This window comes from Mariniphaga sediminis (assembly GCF_003573545.1).
Taxonomy (GTDB): domain Bacteria; phylum Bacteroidota; class Bacteroidia; order Bacteroidales; family Prolixibacteraceae; genus Mariniphaga; species Mariniphaga sediminis.
Window position 1 is genome coordinate 239,532 of sequence record NZ_QWET01000005.1, and the last position, 24,693, is coordinate 264,224.

Sequence of the window (24,693 nt, forward strand, 5' to 3'; positions counted from 1 at the left end):
AGTTGTAAAATATGAAACCATTTATTTTAATTGGGTTAACTCCCCAGGGATTATCAATGTTGAGGCTTTTGTCAAGAGCAGGATATAAAGTGATTGCTTTTACGAATACGAAAAGCGCAGTAGGGTACGGAAGTAAGTATGGTGAAAAGTATGTATTTAATTCCATTGAAGATTTAAAAACACGTATTACAAAGATCACAGGTGAGTATGAAGGAAAGCTTCATTGTATCATAACCTCCGGTGAATTATTGTCTTTTGTTTTAAACGGTTACCCTGAACTTTATGATTTGTGTGAAGTGCAATCGGGTCCGCTGGAGTTAATCAAAATGTTGTCGAATAAGAAGAAAATGTATGAATTTGCAGCGTCAAAAGGGTTGAACTGTGCAAAACATACCATACTAAGAGATTACGTAAGCGGGGAGTTGAGCTTTCCGGTAATTCTGAAACGTAATATAGAAGTGCCTTTATTTTTTAAAACGAAAAAAATAGAATCGGAAGAAGAGCTAACCCGTTTTATGCTGAAGATAGAGAGGCATAATTTTCAGCATATTCTGGTGCAGGAATACATTACCATTGAAAAGTTTAAAGAAATTTCTATTCAGGCTTATCTGCACCAGGGGGAAATGAAAGGTTGTTTTTTGTGCTACCAGGAACGGAGATTATCAAGCGGAATCACCTCGTTTTTGAAAGAGGTAAAAGAGCCTGACGTTTTAGCGATGGTAACTGAAAAGACCCGGACGTTTTTTAGTAACACCGGGTATACCGGGTTCTGTGAACTCGAATTTATATATGATTTAAACACGAGAGACCTTCATTTTATTGAAGTAAATACGCGGGCATGTGGACTTCACAGCGTATTAAATAAAAAATTCAGTAACCTGCAGGAGGTGTTGCTGCATATTGACAATCCTCCGGAACTGGAGAGTCGTTCCGGTACCATTTCCTGGATTAATGTAGGACGCGATGTAAAAGCGCGGATACAGAAAAAAGACATAAAAAATCTGCTGCAGTTTTTTACCTCCAAGCATGACATTTGGGACATAAATGATTTAAAACCATTTTTTTACCAGATTATTAAATAGAATAATGATTAAAAAGATTTACATCTATCTCCAAAGTGGAGGTTTTTTGGAGGTTGCTAAATATGCCTTTATTGGAGTTAAAAAGATTTTTTATTACAAATCAGAAACGATATTTTATTTTTTGGATAGAGAACATCTAAATGATACTTATACGATAAAAAATTCATCGGTTGTTTTTAAAACGATTAAAAATGTGTCTGATTTGCAAAAGATTGATTTTGACAGAATAAAAGTTTTAAACCACAGGAAATGGTTTGAGAAAGGTAGTTTGGCCATCATTGGATTTAGCTCTTCTGTTCCTGTTTCATTTACATGGATGCATTTTTATTCTCATTGTATTTCAGGTGTGTGCACAATTAAACTTTCACCTGAACAATGCTGGGCAGGACCTTCATTCGTAATCAAATCCCAGAGAGGGAAAAAAATTAATCAGGCTCAAAAGAGATATTTAATCAGGAGCGTTCCCGAATCCATAAGGTATTTTCTTACCTCAGTAAACAAGAAAAATATTGCGTCTATAAAATCTCTTGAAAAGATTGGGTTTAGCGAGGGGCTTAGAATCATAAGATACCACGGAATCTTTCAACATAGGAAACCTGAAGTTGTTTATAAGAATGACGGCGACTCCATTTTTAAGATTAAGCTATGAATTTTGTTTTGACCCTCGATTACGAGTTATTTGGAGATGGTTCGGGAAATGTGTTCCGGCACATGATTGAACCGACAAACCGGGTATTGCAAATTTGCGATAAATACGGTATTAAAACCACCCTGTTTCTGGAGGTGGTTGAATACCTGAAACTAAAGCAGGAATGGGACCGGGGGAATACGATGGGGTATCAAAACAACCCGGTGGAAGCCATCGAAAAACAGCTGCAGGATGCTGCCGTAAACGGACATGATATTCAGTTACATATTCATCCGCAATGGGTGGATGCCCGGTATGAGAACGAGGAATGGAAAGTTGACCTTTCAAACTGGAGGTTGGGCAGTTTTCGTGAAACAGGAGGATATACCATTGAACGTTTGCTGGAAGAGGGTAAAAGAACCATTGAGAGCATTATTTGTCCGGTCTTGCCTGATTACGAATGTATTGCGTTGAGGGCAGGCGGATATAATATTATGCCTTCCGATACTGTTTACAAGGCCATGAAAAAGACCGGATTAAAACTTGATAGTTCTGTATTTCCGGGTGGTTATGAAGAAGGAGAACTGTCGAATTATGATTACCGTTTTGTGTCGGACAAACTCGATTACTGGTGGGCCAATCCTGAAGATATGACCCAAATGTCAGGCAATCATCGGGAAATACTTGAGGTTCCCATTTTTGCAATGAAAGACCGGCGTTGGAGAAAAGTATTCAATTATCACCGGCTCAAGTCCATGTTTTTAAGTACAAAACCGGCAACCAGTTCATTGTCTAAATCGAAAACGGGAAAAATGTCGTATGGCGAGAAGATTAAATTTCTTTGGGAGAAGGAGTCGTTCACCTGGGACTTTTTTCTTTACGGTACTGGCTTACACCATCGTTTTTTTAACTATATCGATAATAAACTCTCTAAAGAAAGAAATTACGTTGTTTTAATAGCTCATCCTAAAAGCCCTTTTAACGAAAAGGCATTTAAAAACCTGATAAAAAGGGTTAATAAACGAAACGGGAGTTTTAAAACAATGGCCCGTTGCTATACTGAAATGAATCCCCAAAACAACCATTGATAAAAGGTATATGAAAAACATTTTACTTTTAACTTCTGTTTATCCTGTAGAAGACTTTTCCAAGGACTCAACGCCTGTTGTCCACTATTTTGCAAAGGAATGGGTTCTTCAGGGATATAATGTGCAGGTTATTCATAACCATAAATATTATCCGCGCATTGTATATTTTCTGATCAACTTATTTAAAAATATCATATCAAAATATTATAAGTTTATCTTCAATACAAAAGGGCAAATAGAGGAAAGGCACTACACATTAGACAATGTAAAGGTACACCGGCTACCTATTCTCAAAAGGTTCCCCAAATCGTTGTACACGCAGAAGAGGCAAAAGAGACAACTTGAAAAAATTATAAGGCTTGTTGAGTCTCAGCATTTTTCTCCTGATGTTATTATTGGCCACTGGCCCAATCCGCAACTGTTTTTGGTGAGCGAATTGGCGAAAATTTACCGGGTACCTGCCTGTATGGTGATGCACACTGATGTTGAAACCATTGACAAGATGTATGGGAAAAAGGCGAAAGAAATGATCGATACGATTGATATATGGGGATTTCGTTCTGTTGAAATAAAGAACAGGTTTGAAAGTGAATATGGAAAAGTAAACAAATCGTTTCTCTGTTATTCCGGTATCCCGGAACGTAATACAAAGCCGCCGCAAAGGACATTTGAAAATGGGATTAAAAAATTTCTTTTCGTGGGGTTTCTTATTCCACGTAAGCACCCTGAAACGTTGGTTAAAGCTGTAAACAATGCTTTCCCGGGAGAAAACTTCCACATCACTTTTGTAGGGGAGGGAAGAGAAAAACGAAATATTGAAAGCCTGGCAGGGAGATTAGGCATTAAAGAGAAAGTATCGTTGCCGGGGCGTTTATCCCGTGAAGAAGTGTTTGAAATGATGAAAGATTCCGACTGCTTTATCATGGTAAGCAAGCCCGAAACATTTGGGTTGGTTTACCTCGAAGCCATGAGCATGGGATGTATCACCATCGGCTCAAAAGGGGAAGGAATCGACGGGGTAATCCGGCACGGAGAGAATGGGTTTCTTTCTAAAGCGGGAGATCATGGTGAACTGGCAGAACTTTTAAGGAAGATTTCTGGTTTATCTGCCAATGAGTTATTGACACTTTCAAACAACGCCATTCACACCGCATCAGAATTAACTGACGGGAAAGTAGCAAAAAATTATATAGAATCTGTAAAAGCTGTAAAATCGTTTCAAGAATATGAAGAACCAGCCGAAGTTTGAACTGTTGGATTCATTCCTTCAACTAAAAAAGTATTGCGAAAATGAAAATTATAAAGGCTGGGATCCTTACGACGGGCTTAACTCAGAGATTTTTCAGTCTACGCCACTGAAGCGTTGGAGCCTTGCCAGGCTGGCCTGGATTCAGGTATTTAAACGTAATCCGGTAAATCTGCGGAAGCTGGTTTTAATTAATAAAGACTACAATTCAAAAGGTATTGGGTTGTTTCTTACAGGCTACTGTAACTTGCACAAAATGGCGGAAAAAGGAGACAACCGGTTCGGAACAAGTGAAGAAATTAAGGCAAAAATTAAAGAATTGGCAGAGTTGTTAATACATATTCAATCCAGGGGGTATTCCGGCGCTTGTTGGGGGTACAATTTCGACTGGCAGAACCGGGTATTTTTTCAGCCCCGGTACACTCCTACGGTAGTGGCCACCTCGTTTTGTGCCGATGCTTTATTTAATGCCTATGATATTACCGGAGAGGAAAAGTACCTTGAAACCGCACTGTCATCTGCCAGTTTCCTGATGAATGATTTGAACAGAACAGGGCGTGGAGGGAATTTTCTTTTTTCCTACTCACCCCTGGATCATTCCCAGGTTTACAATGCCTCCCTTTTGGGAGCCCGGCTGCTGGCGCGTTGTTACCAGTATGATAAGAATGAGGATTACCGGGAGCTGGCTGGGCAGGTGGTAAATGCATGCCTCGATGTTCAGCAGCCAGAGGGTTCGTGGGTGTATGGTGCTGCCTGGAATCAGCAGTGGGTCGACAGTTTTCATACCGGTTTTAACCTTGAATGTATTTGGGAATATATGCAATATACCGGCGATAATTCTCCCCTAAATTCTTTCCGGAAAGGAATGGAGTTTTATCTCGATAATTTTTTTCTTGAAAACGGGGTCTCAAAATATTTCCACAACAAAACCTATCCGGTAGATATTCATTCGCCTGCCCAACTGGCAGTAACATTGGCAAGAACAGGGTTGCTGGAGTCACGGGTTGATTTAACCAACCGGGTTTTAAACTGGACCGTAGCCAACATGCAACATGCAAAAGGCTTTTTTTATTACCAGATGAAACAAGGCATATCGTCTAAAATACCGTATATGAGGTGGGCACAGGCATGGATGTTTTATGCCTATTCATGGTACTTCAGCAAACACAATGAAACAAAGGGAAGATGAAGATTTGGATTGATTTTATTAATACACCACAGGTTTCTTTTTGGATTCCTTTTATCAGGGAGTTTGAAAAGGAAAACCACCAGCTTATCCTTACCTGCCGCGATTCGGGCAATACAGTGGCTTTACTCCGCTTGAACGGGTTAAAGTTCCATGTGATAGGCGAGGGCGCCGGGAAAGGGAGGTGGCAAAAAATGTTGTTGTTTCCAAAAAGGTTGTTCAAACTGTACGCTTTTATGCGTAAAAACAGGCCCGATATGGCAGCCAGTCAAAGCAGTTTTTACCAGCCGATAGTTAGCCGGGTTCTGGGAATTCCCTGCTTATATACCAACGACAACGAGCATGCAAAAGGCAACTTGTTTGGTTTTTGGTTTGCAAGTAAGGTTATCCTGCCAGTGGCTTTTCAACATGAAACGTTTGTGAAAAAACGGATGCTGAAATCGAAAGTTTCGTTTTATCCCAGCGTAAAAGAAGCCATTTATCTTTCGCAGCAAAGCAGTTTGTTGTCAATGAACGGGACTGTCAGGGATGTTGTTTATTTCAGGCCGGAACCGTGGTCGGCGCAATATTACAAAGGGCCGTTGAATTTTTTCGATGACATTTTGCTTCAGCTGGCTTCCGAATATAAGGTGGTGGTTTTGCCTCGCGATAAAAACCAGACAGACCACTATAACCAGCAGAAATTTGGGAAGCTTACAGTGGCCGAAAAACCGCTTACCCTAAAAGAAATTGTCAATACCTGTAAACTTTTTATCGGGGCGGGCGGATCAATGACACGGGAACTGGCTGTTCTGGGAATTCCGGTAATTTCAATTTACCAGGAAGAAATGCTGATGGTAGACAACTATTTGGTAGAAAGAGGTTGTTTGGTAATAAACCCAACAATTTCTTATGAAGAAATCAAAGCAAAAATGGAAGATAAAACATCGATAAAAAATGATTCGTCCGTACTTAATGAAGGGATTGAATCGTATAGAACAATCAAAAATTTAATTGTTAATCTCAAACAGTAATTCATGATTAAAGGAGCGATTACAGGCCTAGGGAAAATGGGAATTTCGCATGCAGCCATATTGGGCGCACACCCGGAAGTAGAAATGGTAGCCGTTTGCGATGCTTCTTCGTTAGTGCTGAATGCCTTCAATAAATTCAGCAGTGTAAAAACGTATACCGACTTCGAGAAAATGGTGGAAAGTGAAAAGCCGGAGTTTGTTGTGATTGCAACGCCAACCAAGTACCATTATCCCATGGTGAAATATGCACTGGAAAGAGGAGTGCACGTGTTTTGTGAAAAACCGTTCACACTTACTGCCAGTCAGGGAGAAGAATTGACAGAACTTGCCAACCAAAAAGGACTGGTAAATCAGGTTGGTTTTCATAACCATTTTATTGGTACGTTCAGGGAACTGAAACGGCTACTCTCCCAAAATGTGTTAGGCGAAGTTTTCCATTTTAGCGGCGAAAGCTACGGCCCGGTTGTAACAAAGGAAAAAGGAGGTACCTGGCGGTCCAATCCTGAAGAAGGGGGCGGTTGTCTTTATGATTATGCCTCGCACGTTATCAATCTCATTCAGGAAATTATCGGGAGACCGGAGAAAATTGACGGGGCGCTTTTAAAGAGTTTTTATTCCAAAGGAGTGGAAGATGCTGTTTATTCGTTGCTAAGACTGGATAATGGTTTGTCAGGAACACTTCTGGTAAACTGGAGCGACGAAACCTACCGGAAAATGTCAACTTCCCTGACTGTTCAGGGGAAAAACGGAAAAATTATTTGCGATGCTACCGAGGTAAAAATATACCTCAAAAAGGCCGTTCCATCCGAAAAACTGGAAAAGGGCTGGACAATAAAGTATATTACTGATTTGGCCTTGCCTGTTGGCTTTTACCTGCGCGGAGAAGAGTACAGCGCACAGATCGACTATTTTGTTGATTGTATAAGTAACGGAAGGAAGTCGGAATACAATACATTTGAACAAGCGGCTTACACTGACAAAGTGATTGAAATGATAGTTAACCACTCGAAAACGAATTAACATGGAGAAAGTACTTTTTGGAGATAATCAGTTTTTTGCTGTAAACCACCTTTCTGACGAGAAGTCAAGGGCGCAATCAATCCGTTTTAAAGACGATGCGTCTATTATTCGGGTCCTGGATCAGGCGATATCGCTTGGAATTGACACGTTTATGTGCACCACGCACGACCGTATAGCCAATATTTGCGACCACATTCGTAAAAATCCGGCTGATTACAATGGGTTTAAAATATATCCTTGTATGCCTTATGCCCATAAATATGCAAATGCAGTTACCGAACTGGGGATTGTAGGAACCATAAAACAATATGTTCCCGGTAATATTTTCGGCACATTTGCCAAAGGAGGGTTGGCTTACCTGAACAAAGATTTTATAAAGCTGATGCAACTGCTCATTGATGCCGAAATGAAAATGTTTGCCGGTATTCAGACGCCTGTAATTTTTATCCAGAACGTGTTGGTGGATATGATTCTCGGGTTGAAAATGTACCGGGTTTTTGCAGAGTTCGATGCCTATATCCGGAAAAAATATAACAGTGAACCAGGGTACATTACCATGAACATGCCGGCGCTGCTCGATGCCCTTAACTCGGTAGGAATTGAAAACCCTATCATCTGCTCCTCTATCAACAAAATAGGGTTCAGGATGTCGGGAGGCAAAGAGATGTATGAGAAATACCTGAAAGAGCGTGAATTCAGGCCGATTGCCATGCAGGTTCTGGCAGCCGGGGCTCTCAGGCCCAAAGAAGCCATTGAATATCTTGGGCAGTTCCCTAAAATTGAGTCGGTACTTTTCGGCGCTTCTTCTAAGCCGCACATTCAGGAAACCAAGTCACTGATTGAATCCTGCCTTTAAAAGGATTATTGTAAACTCATTGACCTTGCTTTACCAGACACACCAACAACACATCAGGTTAATGTTATGGATTTTTTAAAAGAATTTATCCCGAAAGAACGAATGTTTCAGGAATATTACGAGAAAGTCTTTTTGAGGAATTATCCTCCGAAAATGCCGGAGGTAAGCTTCAACAGTATCCCGATCCGAATTCCGAAGATCAAGGACTACAAAGTCAGTGGAGAGATAAAAATATTTGGGAAGCCTTTTCAATATTACAAGAAGAATATTAACTGGCATGCCGATGTTTTTACACAGAAACAGTTCCCAAAGGAGTTTTCCAGATCGATTAAGCTCAGAAATAAAAACAATATTTCGGCTAAGGCTGTCTGGAGAAAGAACCGGATGCAGTTTTTAACTATTCTGGCCATAAATTATAAATTGAAGAAGAATCCGAAGGATTTGGAAATCTTTAAAAGTACTATTACCTCATGGATTGCCCAAAACCCTTATATGGTGGGCATTAACTGGTACAGTAATCTTGAAGTAAACATTAGGCTGATAGTGTGGTTTTTTTGCTGGAATATTCTTGACGTTGAAAAATTGATGGAAGAAGACGATGATTTCAAGCAGTTTGTGGAGAAAAAGTGGTTGCCTTGTATCTACCAGCATTGTTATTATTCTTTTCAAAGCAAATCGAAGTATTCTTCATCCAACAATCATTTGATTTCGGAGTACACTGCATTGTTTTTGGCCAGTTCCCTTTGGAAATTTCCGAAATCAGAAATGTGGTTTCAGTATGCCAAAGAGGGACTGGAAGAGGAAATTACAAGACAAAACTCCCCCAATGGGATAAATAAAGAAGAAGCTGCCGGATACGTCCAGTTTACGGCCGATCTCTTTTTAATCCCCTTTATTATCGGTAAAAGGATAAATTGTGTTTTTAGCAAAGAATATGGTAGCAGGCTCCGGAAAATAGTTCATTATATCCATCATTTTTTGGATGTGAAAGGGAACTTCCCGAAGTATGGAGATGAAGACGATAGCAGGTGCCTTCTTTTTACAGAAGATGAGGATTTTAACAATTTTAAATCCATTGTAGCCTCAGGAGCTGTTCTGTTTAAAGACCCCGCACTTCCTTCCGAAGAAGAAATGGATATAAAAAACAAGATTCTTATGGGAAACAGGATGATTAAAAACTTTGAAAAAACCGGGGGGTCCGAAATTAAACCAGGGCCTGCCTTTTATGAAGAAGAAGGACATTTTGTATTTCGCTCTTATAATTCCGGGAGAGAAATTTACATGCATTTTAATGCGGCGCCGTTGGGATTTCTTTCTTCCGCCTCTCACGGGCACGCCGATGCGCTTTCGTTTGTACTTCACATTGACGGGAACCCGATTTTTGTTGACCCTGGCACCTATTCCTTTCATACGGATTACGACTGGCGGAAATATTTTATGGGGACATTGGCACACAACACCGTGAAAGTTAATTTAAAAGACCAGGCAGAAATTGCCGGTCCCGCTCAATGGCAGAATCCATACCAAACAACCATTCTGGATACTGTTTTGGAAGAAGACCGGATGGTGGTAAAAGCTCAGCATGACGGATACAAAAAGCAGGGAGTCACACATATTCGGGAAGTAATTTTTGAGAAATCGAAAAAGCTGATTCGGATAAATGACACCATTAAATGCCTGAATGCAGGGTTTTATTTTGTGGAGCTTCCCTTTCATCTGCACCCTAAAGCAGTGTTGAAACAAAACAACCCGATAAATTTTCAGATAAATGATGAAGAAGGAAACCTTTTATATCTTATTCTTGATAAGAAGTTGAAAACCAAGATTGTAAAAGGTCAGAGTAAACCACAGATTCTGGGTTGGTATTCCGATTCATTTTTACAGAAAGAGCCATGTACTACCGTATATTCCATTGCTGCAGTGGAATATACTTCCTCATTTCAAACACTTATTTTAATAAAATAGAGCCTGTCTCATAGTTTGTATTCTACAAAAGCGTCGTCAATAACAAATATTATTTAAAAAAATTCAATAACCTTTTAAAAGCAACTATTATGATCAAAGAAAGAGAACCTGCACTGGAAAGAATGAGCGTCCTGTTCCAGGTAGGTATAACATTATTGTGTTTTCTGTTTACCTTATGGTACTCGGATATTATTAATTCCGGGTCTGTTGCAGAAAACAAAGAACCATTGGTAATTGCCATTCTGATAATACCCATATGGTTCGGATTACTCGAGCTTTTCGAGTTGGGCTCAATGGCCAGGATTCAAAAATACCTGAACCTGATAAAACAATATGCAATGGTTGTATCGCTCAGTGCAATTTCCATTACATTGCTCGCAGAAGTGCTCGGATATGAGTGGCTTACACCTCTAATGACCTTGAAGTTTTCTGTGTTAACCTTTGTTGTGCTGACCTCTGAAAAACTGGCCAGCAGAATGATGTTGCGTTATTTTCGCCGAAAAGGGTATAATACGAGGCAGATTCTGATAATTGCTGATGACTCATCATCTGATTTTATCAATCAGATACTTGAAACCGGTGATTGGGGATACAAGATCTGGGGAATTATGACCGATTCGGAAAAAATAAAGTGGGAATTCGAGGATAGAATCCCGGTATACTCCGGAGAGGAAAACTTTGCACAACTTATTGATGAGAAAGTGTTTGATGAGGTATTCTACTGCAAGCAGGAGTTTAATACACGAACGATAAAAAAGCTTGTGAGGGAATGCCGCGAAGTAGGTGTCAGTTTCCATATCCACAACAAGGTTTTAACGTTTAGCGGGTTAAACCCTAAGTTATTTTTCCTGAATCATCAGTTTTTTATTTCATTCAGAAATACACCCGAGAACTACTTTGCCTTAAAAGTAAAGGGGACCATCGATTTCTTTTTGTCCATATTCATTCTCATTTTAATATCGCCACTGATGCTGGGAATTGCGCTTGCCATAAAATTGGACGACAGGGGGCCGGTATTCTTCAAACAGGTACGTGTAGGAAGGCACGGGAGGTTGTTTAAGTGTCTTAAATTCAGGACGATGGTTGCGAATGCTGAAGAGTTAAAAGAGAAGTTGATGGATTTGAATGAGCAAGAGGGACCCGTTTTCAAAATTAAGAATGATCCGCGCATTACACGGGTGGGTCGTTTCCTTCGTAAAACTTCGCTGGATGAACTTCCTCAGTTTATTAATGTTTTGATAGGTGACATGTCGATTGTTGGACCAAGGCCGCCAGTTCCTTCTGAAGTGAAACAATATAAGCGGGAACTCAACCGGCGTTTGAGCATTAATCCCGGAATTACCTGTACCTGGCAGGTTTCGGGGCGGAACAATATACCATTCGATAAGTGGATGGAAATGGATATGGAGTATATCGATAACTGGTCGCTTATGCTGGATTTTATGATTATGCTGAAAACATTTAAAGTCCTGTTCGCCAGGGACGGACAATAATATATACAATGAAACAAGCCCGAAATAAATTATCGAAAAGCAGGAATCTGATTATGGCAGGCATGTTTCATCGAATAAAACAAACAACCAAAAAATTATGAACACGGGAAGATAATTTTAAAAATTAACAATGATGAAAAGGTCTTATGTAATTTATTTTTTATTAATGGGTTTTATAGTAGTTCAAACATCCTGCCGAAGCTCAAAAGAACTCACGATGTTTGCTGATATGCATGACGAAAAGAGTCTTTTTGAAATTCCCGGAGATGCTCCCGAATACATTATAAAACCATTTGACAATCTCTACTTAAATGTGCTAACTCTCGATGAAGAAATTAATCAGCTTTTTAATCCTACCATGGGGAATGGTTATGGCTCCGGAACGCAACAATTGTTTGGCGACCGGGCAAGCCAGTATATCAACGGCTATATGGTAGCGGAAGATGGTACCGTAAACTTACCTGTTATCGGAAAAGTTAAGGTGGCCGGTTTGAACTTATCTGAGGCCCAGGCCCAGGTGAGAGAACAGGCAGAAGTGTACCTGAAAGACCCCAATATAAAAGTGAAAGTGCTGAATTTTAAAGTGAATGTTACCGGAGAAGTGAAAAGTCCGGGTTTATATTACAACTATGAAGGCAGTTTAAATATTATAGATGCTATTAGCATGGCAAATGGCATTACGGAATTTGCAGACATAAAAAATGTTTTGGTGATACGGCACAACGAGAACGAAACCAAAACATATAGCATAAACTTTAGCGACAAAAGCGTGTACTACTCTGATGTTTTTTATCTTCAACCCAACGATATTGTCTATATTCAGCCCAACCGGTTTAAAAGAACACGTGAAAACACCAATATTTATTCTCTGATACTCTCAACAATTTCAACGTTGCTGGTTGCCGGAACCGTAATCAACAATAATTTCTTCTAAAATTTTAAAAGCAATTTTATGGAAAAGATGGACGAAATTATCAGTTTGATAGAATCACACGAGAAAAAGGAGGCCAAGAATATTTTTCTTAAATATTTGAGGAAGTGGCCATTGTTCCTGATATTCTGTATGCTTGGCGGAGGTATTGGTTTTTTTTACTACAAAAACTCACCCAATATTTTCCAGGTGAAGAGCCGGATTTTGATCGAGAATGAAGAAAATGCTTTTGGTTCTGTTTTCGATATGAAAAACTCCGTGCTGAATATGGGGCGGAGAGCTGCCATTGAAAATCAATTGGGAATACTTCAATCGTATACTTTGTTCAGAAAAGCGCTTGAAAATCTTGACTGGAAGTACTCCTGGTTCAGGAAGGAACTTTTATACGATGCAGAACTGTATAATAATGAGCCTTTTGATTTAGTTGTTCCACCGACTGCAAAAAATGCAGAAAGTGTTCTTCTTGAGATTGTGGCATTAGATAATAAAACATACAGGATTGAGGCGAGTGGAGAAACGCGAATGAATGGCTATTTGCAGGAAGTTAATTTTGAGCAGGTTGCAAAATTTGGTCAGCCCTTTGCAAATGAATTTTTCAATTTTACATTAAACATGCGAAATGGAGAAACGGGTCAAACTTATCTTCTGAGGTTTAATAATCTGCATGCATTAACCAGTCAGTATATGAATAAGACGAAGATAGGCCTGGAAGAGATAAATTCGGATCTGATTTCTATTCAGATAACTGGCGAGAACCCTCATAAAGAAGCAGATTTTATCAATGAACTCAACAATGTTTTTATTCAGTTTGGAATGGAAAACAAATACCAAAATTCAGAGAAATCGATGGTGTTCATTGATTCGCAACTGGCCAGGATTGAACAATCTTTGGGTACTGCTGAGGAAAAATACAGTGACTTCCGAAAAGAACACCAGGTAATGAATCTCGGAGAAGAAGCCCAGGTTATTTATCAGAAACTGGAAGAGATTGAAAATGATCAGTATCTGACCCAGTTGCAGGTCGACTACTATACTGAACTCCAGCAATATCTCTACGACTCAGATAAAATTGGGGAAATGGTCAATCCTTCTGTTATTGGAATCAATGACTCTGATTTAAACGGATTGCTGTCAAAAATAACGGAACTTTATTCAAGACGTGAACAGCTTTCGATGAGCGTGCAGGAGAAAAATCCGAGTTTTATAATGCTGGAACAGGAAATTAAGATTACAAGAGACGGGCTGGAGGAGACGTTAAAAAATCAGTTGAAAATTACCAAGTCGAAACTGGAAAGTCTGGAGGAACGCTACAATGAAATTCAGGCGCGGGTAAGAAAGTTACCTGAGACTGAAAAAAACCTTATCGGGATTGAGCGCGAATTTGACTTGAACAATGATCTTTATACTTATATGCTTCAAAAGAAAGCCGAGGCTTCCATCACAAAAGCATCGATTGCGCCACAGGTGCAGGTAATCGATTCGGCCATTGTGGAAGCTGCCGCAAAAGTCGGCCCCAGCATGGTGAAAAGTCTGGGAGCCGGAACGGTACTCGGGGTAATGATACCATTTATTTTTATCACACTAATCAATTTCTTCAATAATAAAATTGAAACACGGGAAGAAATTGAAAAGTGGAGTACTATCCCTGTTTTGGAAGGTATTGTTCAGCATAAGTACAAGACCAAGTTACCGGTGATTCTTCATCCCCGCTCCGGAATTACCGAATCGTTCAGGGGAATGAAATCCAATCTGAATGCCATTTTGGAAGAACCCGGTTCTAAAGTGATATCAATAAATTCGTTGATACCGGGAGAAGGCAAATCATTCATTTCGTCAAATTTTTCTGCCATTCTCACAAAGGCCAACCAAAAAGTGTTGCTGGTAGGAGCCGACTTACATAAGCCAACCCTGCACCATTATTTGGGAGTAAAAGAGTCGTTCGGGCTAAGTAACTTCCTCCTGGATGAAATTGGCATAGACGAAATAATTTCGCCCACTTCAGTGCCTAACTTGTCCTTCATTCAGGCAGGGCCTATCCCGCAAAATCCTTCCGATTTAATAGACCCTGTAAAGTTTGAGCTCCTGATTGAGCACACCCGGAAAATGTTTGATTATATTGTAATTGACACAGCTCCGTTATTATTAGTGCCTGATTCCATACTAACCAGCCGGATTTCAGACGTAAGCCTGTTTGTTTTGCGAGTGAATTACAGCCACAAAGAGCAAATAAAACAGATCAATAAAATGGTAGATTTTAATAAAATAAAGCGTGCTGCCATTATTATAAACGAAGCTCCCGATCGGGGATATGGCTATGGAAATAAATACTGGAAGAAAGGATATGGTGAATACAGGAACAAAATGAGTATTGCCTGATGCTTTCTTAATCGTTGAGCTTTCCAAAAGGAATAAAAACATTGAAAAATTGTGATTTATGGTAATTGCTGTTGACTTTGACGGTACCATAGTAAAGCATAAATATCCGGCCATAGGGAAAGAAATACCCTATGCAATAGAAACATTGAAGTTGTTTCAGAAAAAAGGCCATAAATTAATTTTATGGACATACCGGTCCGGAAAAGAGCTGGATAAAGCCGTTAAGTTTTGTGAAAAGAGAGGATTACATTTTCATGCTGTCAATAATAATTTTGAAGGGGAGGAGTTTGATAATACCTACAGCAGAAAAATTTATGCCGATTTATATATTGACGACAGAAACATTTTAGGTATTCCGGAATGGGAAAAGATTTATAAAATGTTTGTTGAAAATGAAGAACAAGAGAAAAGCCCGAAATCGGGCTGAATCCCATTGAATACCCACAGGGCCCAACGACCCTGTGAGATTCAAAATTGGACTACTAATAGAGTGAGTATTAGAGCTACCTCACTATTAGTTTCTTTACAGTAGACTGATTGTTACTTACTGACCGAATGAAATACATACCGGATATTAAATGATCTATATCAATGCGTATGGCAACTGACTCAACTCGTTCACTGTAAACAGTCTGCCCGTTTCCGTTTAAAATTTCTATAGTGGTGTCCATCTCCGGCAAGTAACTATATTCAATATTGATGGATGATTTTGCCGGGTTGGGATAGAGTATAAACTCATTGGCCACATATTCCGTTTCTGACGACGATGTGGTAACATTTTCTGATTTCGTCGAGGAATTATTATTTGCTGTTTTGTTCTCAATAGTTAATACAGTCGTTACAATACTGTCGCAACCTGTTGCGGAGGTGAGGGTACGTTCGTAGTACCCTTCTTTTTTCCATCCCATGTAATCTTCTCCTTTGACGATGGTCACTTCTTCGGTAGTATACTGAATGGGATTTACTGATAAAACAGTGGTTACAATACTGTCTCCTCCGGTTGATGAGGTCAGCGTACGCTCATATTGTCCCGGCTCAGTCCATCCCAGGTAATTATCTCCTTCACAAATGGTAACATCTTCTACCGAATAGACGACGGCTGCAGTTACCTGTAGGTTGGTCGTCACAATACTGTCGCACCCGGTAATAGCGGTAAGAGTCCGCTGGTATTGTCCGGCTTCTGTCCACCCCAGATAATTTTCCCCTTCTTTGATGGTAACTTCTTCCGTTGCGTACTGAACGGGATTTACGGTTAAATAGGTTGTAATAATTTGATTTTCGGCATTTCCCCCCGGTATCATTTCAGCAAAAACAACATCGTCCAGAAACAGTGACTGACCAGCCGGCAGGCTGTTGCCAAGATAAATGCGCAGTTGGGCATCGTTTGCAGTATGCGTGGAAGTAAACTTTATTTTATACTGGTCCCAGCTTTTTGTAATAGCCGGGCTAAGTATTTCAAAAGAACCGAACTTTGTCCAGGGATAAGTGGCTTTGTTGAGGTACAACTTACCAACAGTAAAATCGACAGAGCCCTTTGCATAAAAGGAGAGTTCGTATTCTTTCCCGGCTTCCAGTGCAATGTTTTCCCCGGTGATCAGGTGCAGAGAAGAAACTTCAACCCCGTTTGCCGTACAGTTTGCCTGAAGGCTTGCCGGAGAAGAGATAAAATCCTGTGAGTTTGTAACCAGATCGATGTTGTATCCGGTAGCTCCCCAGGTTTCCCAGGTGTTGGTTCCGGTTGAAAAGTCGCTGTTCTCAATCAGGTTACTGCCTGTTTGAATAGTATCTCCGGGAATCGTGTGTTGATATTCCCCGGCTTCCGTCCACCCCAGGTAGCTTTCTCCTTCGCAAATGGTAATATACTCTGCAGATGTCGGAGTCTCAACAGTTACGAACAAATTAGTTGTTACAATGCTGTCTCCCCCGGCAGATGAGGTAAGTACACGCTCATATTGCCCCGGCTCAGTCCATCCCAGGTAATTTTCTCCTTCATAAATGGTAATATTCTCCACCGTATGAACAGCGGCGGCAGTTACCTGTAGATTGGTCGTTACAATACTGTCACACCCGGTAATAGCGGTTAGAGTCCGCTGGTATTGTCCTGCTTCTGTCCACCCCAGATAATTTTCCCCTTCCATGATGGTAACTTCTTCCGTCGCATACTGAACGGGATTAACGGTTAAATAGGTTGTAATAATTTGATTTTCGGCATTTCCCCCCGGTATTATTTCAGCAAAAACAACATCGTCGAGAAACAGTGACTGACCAGCCGGCAGGCTGTTGCCAAGATAAATACGCAGCTGGGCATCGTTGGCGGTATGTGTGGCAGTAAACTTTATTTTATACTGGTCCCAGCTTTTTGTAATAACCGGGCTAAGTATTTCAAAAGAACCGAACTTTGTCCAGGGATAAGTGGCTTTGTTGAGGTACAATTTTCCAACGGTAAAATCGACAGAGCCCTTTGCATAAAAGGAGAATTCGTATTCTTTCCCGGCTTCCAGTGCAATGTTTCCCCCGGTAATTAAGTGCAATGAAGAAACATTATCTCCGTTTGCGGTACAGTTAGCCTGAAGGCTTGCCGGAGAAGAGATAAAATCCTGTGAGTTTGTAACCAGATCGATGTTGTATCCGGTAGCTCCCCAGGTTTTCCAGGTGTCGGTCCCGGTTGAAAAGTCGCTGTTTTCAATCAGGTTACTGCCTGTTTGAATGGTATCTCCGGGAACGGTTCTTTGGTATACACCTCCCTCAGTCCAGCCCAGGTAACTTTCTCCTTCACAAATCGCAACATGCTCAACCGATGTTACGATGTCGGCGGAATCAGGCAATGTGATGATTGTCGAAGCCTGTGAGGGAGTTGAAATATTTCCGGAAGCATCTTTTGTCCAGGCATATAACGTTTGGTCACCGCATAGTTCAAAGGTATAAGAATCGGGAACGGTGGACAGCCAGTACGGATCGTTGGCAGCAGGAGTAGTTGATGTTTGCGTCAAGCAATAACCTGCAACAGCTACATCATCTGATGCTGTGAAGTCAATTACAGCCACTGTCAGAGATTCAGCCGTGGGAGGGATGCTGAAAGAAGAAATGACAGGAGCTGCCATGTCCGGGATTTGGTTTCCTCCCCCTGCTTCTATAATGTTGAGGTTAATTGTAACGTTAGCGTTTGCAGATAAAGGATTTTCAGCATTGTCGGTTACCTCTACCACAAGAATAACGGTTTCTACGGGAGTGGCTGTAATATCTGCTTTGGCCCGCAGTTCGCCGGTTGAGAAATCAAGGCTGAAAAGCCCGGCTTCATTGCCCTGAACAATGGCGTAGGTAAGGTTTTGTCCTACATCAGGATCATTGGCTTCCACCTGCCCGATTAACTCCCCTGCAGTTTTCGGAGATGTAATATCGAAAAACTGATCCGGAATCACCGGAGGTTGGTTCCCTGTTTCGACATTATCGAAATTGGTTCCGATAAGTATTTTGGAGGTAAAAGGTTCCAGTGTGAATTTTCCTGATACCGGGTTTCCGAGTACATCTTTGTACGTTGCATTTCCCAGGTCAATGGTTTTTATCTTTTTGGTATCGTTGTAAAACAAGTGCTCTGTTTCCCCTTCAGCCATTGGTTCATTGTTTATGGTTGAATTGGCATCCTGTTTCGTGAGCGATTTCCATTCACTGAATATCCGGTCTTTGCCACTGTGTCTGAATACATTTGAATTATAACGGCTGACATATTTGTTTTGATCTAACAAGGACTCAGCAGATTCTTCATATATCATTCGTTGATACGTATTTTTCCACCATACGAAATCCCCGCTTCTACCGGTCAGGTAAAAGGTGTTGTTTGTGATGGTATTATCTTCCACTTCCTGTCCTGAACGGATAAGCAGGATTGCATCCATCAAAGTGTTGTTGTTTATTTTGATTTTGCCGTTTTGGTGGAGGTAAATGGCAGAGGATGTATAAGCAACAGTATTCCCTTCAATCAGAATGTCGTGGCTGTTGTTATCCATATAAATTCCAAATCCACCATCGTATGTGTTGGTGTAACCTTCCCTGTTTCCAAACACATTCAGTACAATATTATTTTTTACGACAGAACCGGCAGAAGCAACTTGCTTGTAGTCATACCCATTGTAGGTATAAATTCCGCCTCCGTCGTCAAGCACCTGGCATGCGCCGTTAACGTAGTTGTAGCTGATATCTCCATTTTGGCCTTTCCAGTTAATTCCGCAGTAGCCTGAATTAATAATTCGGTTGTACCTGATGTCTGGGTTGTCGCCCCGGGAGAATATTGCAGTGCCGAAATTATCGGATGAAGCATAGGTTGATTTGTTGATGTTTTCGAGTAACCCGGTGTCTTCCAATATGTTGTCTGAAATGGTTGCCGAGTGGCTGTAGCACCTGATTCCCCCGCCGTTTGCCTGGTAAATGTAGTTGCCGGTAATTACCGTAGCATTCGAATTTCCGGAAGGTACGTGAACTCCCACTAAATCGGGGCTGATAATCCGGTTGTTTTGTGCTGTAATATAGCTGCTGTTGGCGATGAGAATTCCGTCCACTGAGCTGTGGAGTATTTCCAGGTCTTTCACTGTTACATAGTTTTTCCCTGAAATAGCTACCCCGTAGTCAAAAGTTGCCCCTCTCACCGAATAATTGGCAGGCGAATCCCCGTTTGGCGCCCACAGGTAAAGCATTTTCTCCGCAGCGTCGTAGTACCATTCTCCTGGCTTGTCAATGAATTCTTTTTTATCGCAAAGGAAGAATCCCTTTCCTGCCTGCAGACTACCGTCGAAAGGTGTGGAGCTGATGGTGAGGGTTTGCGAACTGGAGGAGGTGATTGTTTTGGAAAACATGGTATAGGCAGAGGTTCTCCCTACCCAGCTGGCGCCGGTATAGTTGATTCCCCCGTTCAACTCGGTGCTTGTAAATTGAGTGGAACTAAGCGCATTCGTAATAGTAAAATATCCGGAATTTGGATACCTGGCCAGGGTCGCTCTTTTATCGTTGATAAATAGCTGTCCTACTTTAGCATCGAATTTGGCTTTGTAGATGTTCCCGGAGTGTACTTCCCATCCGGTTATTTCCTGAGAACCATATATTTTTGGCATTGAGCCGGTTCCGTAAGCTCCGTAAATAACAGGGCTTCCCGAGGTGCCGGAAGCATTTGCCTTAATAGTGCCAACCCATTCATCGCCGCGGTTGAATAATATCTGATCTCCGGGTGCAGGTATAAAACTGTTCACCTTTGCCAGCGATTTCCATGGCTGGTCCGGGCTGATTCCCGAGTTGGAATCGTTGCCCGATGCGCTCACATAATATACGGCAGAATTCCCTGTATACGTGAATATTAGAAGAATCGTCAACAGGAGAAAATAAATTCCCTTTCCTTTCAATAAATGTTCTTTTATATAAAAAGTTCCATTTCTCACCACACGGGTGTAGTATTTCCCTGATAAATTCATTTGAAAAAAATTTAGTAAATGTCCAATTTTGATCTCTCTGTACGAGGACAAAAGTATTACAATGTTTATCTCATCAGATAAAAATAAATGCTGATTGTGGCATAGGTAAAGTGCTGATTGTACCTTTTTTAATGGCCCCTAAATAGGTTGTAAAGCACCTATTTGACTATGTGAATTATGGAATTCTATTCAGCTTTCCTGAGATGAGAATACCACAAGTACTTATAAAAATAATTATATAAAATAAAAGACATAAAGCTCTTTTATTTCTCTAGGCTGAATGATTATGTTTAGTTGATTGTGGCTATACCTGTAAATACTCCTACCATTGAATAACAGTAAGATTTACAGGGGTATAAAAGGGGAAATGAGAAGTATGACGGGGGACTTATTTGCTGATTATAAATTTTTTCACGGTTCTTCCTTGCGTTCTTTTTGAAATGAGATAATAAATTCCGGGTAATAAATGATTGATGTCAATTTGATGCGTGACAGAGGTAACTTTTTGCTGATATACCATCTGTCCGTTTCCATTTAATATTTCGATCCACGTCTCTTCTTCAGGTAAAACGTAGTATGCAATGTTCACATAGGAGAAAGCAGGATTGGGGTATAAAATAAAATCATCTGAATCTGTTTCCCTGAAAAGAGAACCATCCAGTGTATGATCAACGTTTGCGCTTTTTATAGCCACACTATCCGAAATATTTTCTGGTATTGTTCCTGATTTCAACGGGATAATTTTTGCTAAGTTTTTATTGCTTTCCGGGTTCACCCACAAGATGGTAGTAACAATACTGTCGCAACCGGCTGCAGAGAGCAGGGTACGTTCATATTGACCGGATTCTGTCCATCCCAAATAATTTTCTCCTTCGGTAATGGTAATTTCTTCTGTTGCGTACTGAACAGGGTTAACAGTTAAGTACGTTGTAATAATTTGGTCTTCTGCACTTTTTTCTGCTGTCTTTTCACTAAAAACGACGTCGTCCAGAAGAAGTGCTTGACCCGACGGGAGATTGTTTCCAAGGTAAAAACGTAACTGGCCATCGCTTGCTGTATGTGTGGCAGTAAACCTGATTTTGTACTGCGACCAGTCTTCTGTAATAATGGGATTAATTATTTCAAAAGCCCCGAATTTTGTCCAAGGGAAAGTGGCCTTGTTAACGTACAATCTGCCAATATTAAATTCGATGGAAGCTTTGGCATAAAAAGAGAGTTCATATTCTTTCCCTTCTTCAATAGCAATATTTTCACCGGCAATTAAATGCAGGGAAGAGATTTTTGTGTCGTTTTCCGTACAGTTAGCCTGGAGGCTTGTTGGAGAAGAGATAAAATCTTGCTTGTTCGAAATCAGGTTGAGATTGTAGCCGTAGGCTCCCCAGGTTTTCCAGGTGTCGGTCCCGGATGAAAAATCACCGTTTTCAATCAGGTTGCTATCTGTTTGCGGGGTATCTTCGGAAACGGTACGCTGATAGACACCTTCTTCGGTCCACCCCAGGTAATTTTCCCCTTCGCAAATGGTAACATACTCTACTAATCCGGAGTTGCCGGAATCAATAAGTGTGATGGTAACTGATGCCGAGAGAGGATTTGAAATATTCCCGGAAGCATCTTTTGTCCAGGCATAAATTGTGTAGGTACCAGATTTTGCAAAAGTGTAAGAATCCGGAGCAGTGGACACCCAACGTAAGTCGTTTACTGATGGGGCCGCTGATGTTTCTGTAAGGCAGAAAGCTTCAACCGCTATATCATCTGATGCTGTAAAATCAGTAACAGCCACTGTCAGTGATTCTGATGTCGATGGAATGCTGAACGAAGAGATGACCGGTGCTGTTGTATCCTCGTTTTGATTCCCTTCTCCTGTGTCTAAAATGCTTATATTAATTGTAATGTTGGAATTGGCGGACAAAGGATTTTCTGCATTGTCGGTTACTTCAACCACAAGCGTAACCGTTTCTAACGGAGAGGCTGCAATGTCTGATTTCGCCCGGAGTTCGCCGGTCGAGAAATCAAGGTCGAAAAGTCCGGCTTCATTTCCTTCAATAATGGTATAGCTGAGCGACTGTTCGGTGTCGGGATCAGTAGCCTCAACCTGCCCGATTAACTCACCGCCGATTTTCGGGGAGGTAATATCAAAAAATTGATCTAAAATCACGGGTGGTTGATTTCCGGTTTCGATATTGTCGAAATTTGTTCCGATAAGTATTTTAGAGGTAAAAGGTTCCAGTGAAAATTTTTCTGATACTTTGTTCCCGTATATGTCTTTGTACACTTCATTGCCAAGGTCAATGGTTTTTGTCTTTTTCGTATCGTTGTAAAACAAACGTTCTGTTTCTCCTTCAGCCATGGGGGATATATCGAGCGTGGAGTGGGAATCCTGACCTGTCAGCGATTTCCATTTAGTAAAAGAATCTGCATTAACAAAGATACCATCTGTTCTGTAATGAGAGACATAGTTATTGTAGTCGAAGAGAGCAGTGGCACCTGCTTCCTGGTAAACAATCCTCTGGTCGGCATTTTCTCCCCACCATTTAAAATAACCACCCCTGTCGGTGGTGTAAAAAATATTGCCTGTTATTTTACTGTTCTCAAATTCGTCGTGGATGTGTAAAAGCAGGGTCGCGTCCATAATGGTATTGTTCCTGACATCGATAAGCCCGTTATGATTTAGCAGGATTGAACCGGATGCCCCCGCAATGGTGTTGTTCTCAATGGTAACACGGTGTACAGCGTTATCCATATATATCCCGAATCCACTGAAATAATCATTCTCGCGTCCTTCAGGATTCCCAAATACATTCAGCACAATATTGTTTTTTACAACAGAGCCGGCAGAAGCCACTTGCTTATAGTCATACCCGTTGTAAGTATAAATTCCGCCTCCGTCATCAAGCACCTGGCAAGCGCCGTTAATGTAGTTGTAGCTGATATCGCCGTAAGGTCCCTTCCAGTTAATTCCGCAATAGCCGGAGTTGATTACACGATTGTATTTTATAGAAAGGTGTCTGCCACGTGAGAATATTCCCGTACCGAAATTATCCGATTTAGCATACGTTGATTTGTTAATGTTTTCCAGTTGCCCGGTATCTTCCACCGTGTTATCAGAAATGTTTGCCGAGTGGCTGTAGGTTCTGATTCCCCCGCCGTTTGCCTGATAAATATAGTTGCCGGTAATTTCTGTATTACTCGAATTTCCTGAAGTTATATGAATACCCACTATATCGGGACTGATAATCCGGTTGTTTTGCACCGCAATATAACTGCCGTTGTCAATGAGAATTCCGTCTACCGAGCTATGGAGTATTTCCAGGTCTTTTATGGTCACATAGTCCTTTTCTGAGATAGTTACCCCGTACTCAGCCGTTGCTCCCCTTACCGAATAATTGGCAGGCGAATCCCCGTTTGGCGCCCACAGATAAAGCACTTTTTCCGCGGCGTCGTAATACCATTCTCCCGGCTTATCAATAAATTCTTTTTTATCGCAAAGGAAGAATCCCCTTCCTGCCAGTAGTCCGCCGTCGGAAGGAGCTGAACTGATGGTGAGGGTTTGCGAACTGGAGGAGGTGATTGTTCTGGAAAACATGGTATAAGCAGAAGTCCTCCCTACCCAGCTGGCACCGGTATAGTTGATTCCTCCGCTCAGTTCAATACTTGTAAATTGCGTGGAACTGTGTTTTTTAGAAATAGTAAAATACCCTGAATTGGGATACCTGGCCAGGGTCGCTCTTTTGTTGTTGATAAATACCTGCTCAACCTTGGTGCTGAATTTGGCTTTGTAAATATTTCCGGAGTGTACTTCCCATCCTGTTATTTCCTGCGAACCATATATTTTTGGCATTGAACCCGTTCCGTAAGCTCCGTAAACAATGGGGCTCCCCGAGGTTCCGGAAGCATTTGCCTTAATAGTGCCAACCCATTCGTCGCCACGGTTGAATAATATCTGGTCTCCGGGAGCCGGATTAAAACTGTTCACCTTTGCCAGCGATTTCCATGGCTTGTCCGGGCTGGTCCCTGAGTTGGAATCATTACCCGCAGAACTTACATAGTAAATGGTAGTGTAACCTCTTACCGCAAAAAGTAGTAAGATGATTGCCAAAATATATTTAAAATAGTTTCTCTTTGATTTATATGCCTGGTTTAAATACAACTCACAACTCCCCATAAAAATAAAACTTATTACTGGTGTTTATAAAAAAAAATAATGATTCCTCTACTCGGCGCCAAATATACAAAAGTTCTTTTTATTGGTTTTCTACCAGGTGTTTACCCAGACTTGAATGTGAAAAAAAATTATTGTAAAATAAACATAATGTAAAAAAATAAAGATTTTTGTTTTGTTTGTTGGAATAATTA

The 24,693-nt window shown here is 40.9% G+C and carries 15 protein-coding genes; 13 read left to right on the forward strand and 2 right to left on the reverse strand.

The genetic code is table 11. The features are described 5' to 3' along the window. Window positions 1-11: 11 nt before the first annotated feature. From D1164_RS08590 to D1164_RS08650, 13 genes are all read left to right on the forward strand, one after another. Window positions 12-1,082 (forward strand): hypothetical protein, encoded by a 1,071-nt coding sequence (locus tag D1164_RS08590; protein WP_147372111.1) that lies wholly within the window; start codon window positions 12-14, stop codon window positions 1,080-1,082. 4 nt (window positions 1,083-1,086) lie between these two features. Then, window positions 1,087-1,731: a hypothetical protein gene (locus tag D1164_RS08595; protein ID WP_119349549.1), complete on the forward strand. Its 645-nt coding sequence runs from the start codon at window positions 1,087-1,089 to the stop codon at window positions 1,729-1,731. Beyond that, entirely contained in the window at window positions 1,728-2,798 is a 1,071-nt protein-coding gene (locus D1164_RS08600) for a polysaccharide deacetylase family protein (RefSeq protein WP_119349550.1), read from the forward strand. The genes D1164_RS08595 and D1164_RS08600 overlap by 4 nt, the downstream gene beginning before the upstream one ends. A gap of 10 nt (window positions 2,799-2,808) precedes the next feature. After that, on the forward strand, window positions 2,809-4,047 hold the full coding sequence (locus D1164_RS08605) for a glycosyltransferase family 4 protein (RefSeq protein WP_119349551.1): 1,239 nt from the start codon (window positions 2,809-2,811) through the stop codon (window positions 4,045-4,047). Beyond that, window positions 4,025-5,233, forward strand: coding sequence for a glycoside hydrolase family protein (locus D1164_RS08610; RefSeq protein ID WP_119349552.1), 1,209 nt, complete (start codon window positions 4,025-4,027; stop codon window positions 5,231-5,233). Before D1164_RS08605 ends, D1164_RS08610 begins: the two co-directional genes overlap by 23 nt. Beyond that, complete coding sequence (locus D1164_RS08615) at window positions 5,230-6,243, forward strand: DUF354 domain-containing protein (protein WP_119349553.1); 1,014 nt, start codon at window positions 5,230-5,232, stop codon at window positions 6,241-6,243. The genes D1164_RS08610 and D1164_RS08615 overlap by 4 nt, the downstream gene beginning before the upstream one ends. Before the next feature lie 3 nt (window positions 6,244-6,246). Further along, window positions 6,247-7,263, forward strand: coding sequence for a Gfo/Idh/MocA family protein (locus D1164_RS08620; protein WP_119349554.1), 1,017 nt, complete (start codon window positions 6,247-6,249; stop codon window positions 7,261-7,263). Between the two features lies 1 nt (window position 7,264). After that, window positions 7,265-8,119, forward strand: coding sequence for a hypothetical protein (locus D1164_RS08625; RefSeq protein WP_119349555.1), 855 nt, complete (start codon window positions 7,265-7,267; stop codon window positions 8,117-8,119). 66 nt (window positions 8,120-8,185) lie between these two features. Beyond that, on the forward strand, window positions 8,186-10,084 hold the full coding sequence (locus D1164_RS08630) for an alginate lyase family protein (protein ID WP_119349556.1): 1,899 nt from the start codon (window positions 8,186-8,188) through the stop codon (window positions 10,082-10,084). 89 nt (window positions 10,085-10,173) lie between these two features. Next, window positions 10,174-11,577, forward strand: a complete 1,404-nt coding sequence (locus tag D1164_RS08635; protein ID WP_119349557.1) for a sugar transferase — start codon at window positions 10,174-10,176, stop codon at window positions 11,575-11,577. A gap of 217 nt (window positions 11,578-11,794) precedes the next feature. Continuing rightward, entirely contained in the window at window positions 11,795-12,511 is a 717-nt protein-coding gene (locus tag D1164_RS08640) for a polysaccharide biosynthesis/export family protein (RefSeq protein WP_172594391.1), read from the forward strand. Window positions 12,512-12,529: 18 nt separating this feature from the next. Then, window positions 12,530-14,884, forward strand: a complete 2,355-nt coding sequence (locus tag D1164_RS08645; RefSeq protein ID WP_119349559.1) for a GumC family protein — start codon at window positions 12,530-12,532, stop codon at window positions 14,882-14,884. A 58-nt stretch (window positions 14,885-14,942) separates the two neighbouring features. Continuing rightward, window positions 14,943-15,311, forward strand: coding sequence for a BT0820 family HAD-type phosphatase (locus tag D1164_RS08650; protein ID WP_119349560.1), 369 nt, complete (start codon window positions 14,943-14,945; stop codon window positions 15,309-15,311). Between the two features lie 76 nt (window positions 15,312-15,387). On the opposite strand, the gene D1164_RS08655 is transcribed toward D1164_RS08650, so the two are convergent. Both D1164_RS08655 and D1164_RS08660 read right to left on the reverse strand, forming a co-directional pair. Continuing rightward, window positions 15,388-20,340 carry a carbohydrate binding domain-containing protein gene (locus tag D1164_RS08655; RefSeq protein ID WP_119349561.1) on the reverse strand — a complete coding sequence of 1,651 codons (4,953 nt, stop codon included), beginning with the start codon at window positions 20,338-20,340 and terminating at the stop codon, window positions 15,388-15,390. A gap of 388 nt (window positions 20,341-20,728) precedes the next feature. Then, entirely contained in the window at window positions 20,729-24,436 is a 3,708-nt protein-coding gene (locus tag D1164_RS08660; RefSeq protein ID WP_172594392.1) for a right-handed parallel beta-helix repeat-containing protein, read from the reverse strand. Window positions 24,437-24,693 lie beyond the last annotated feature (257 nt).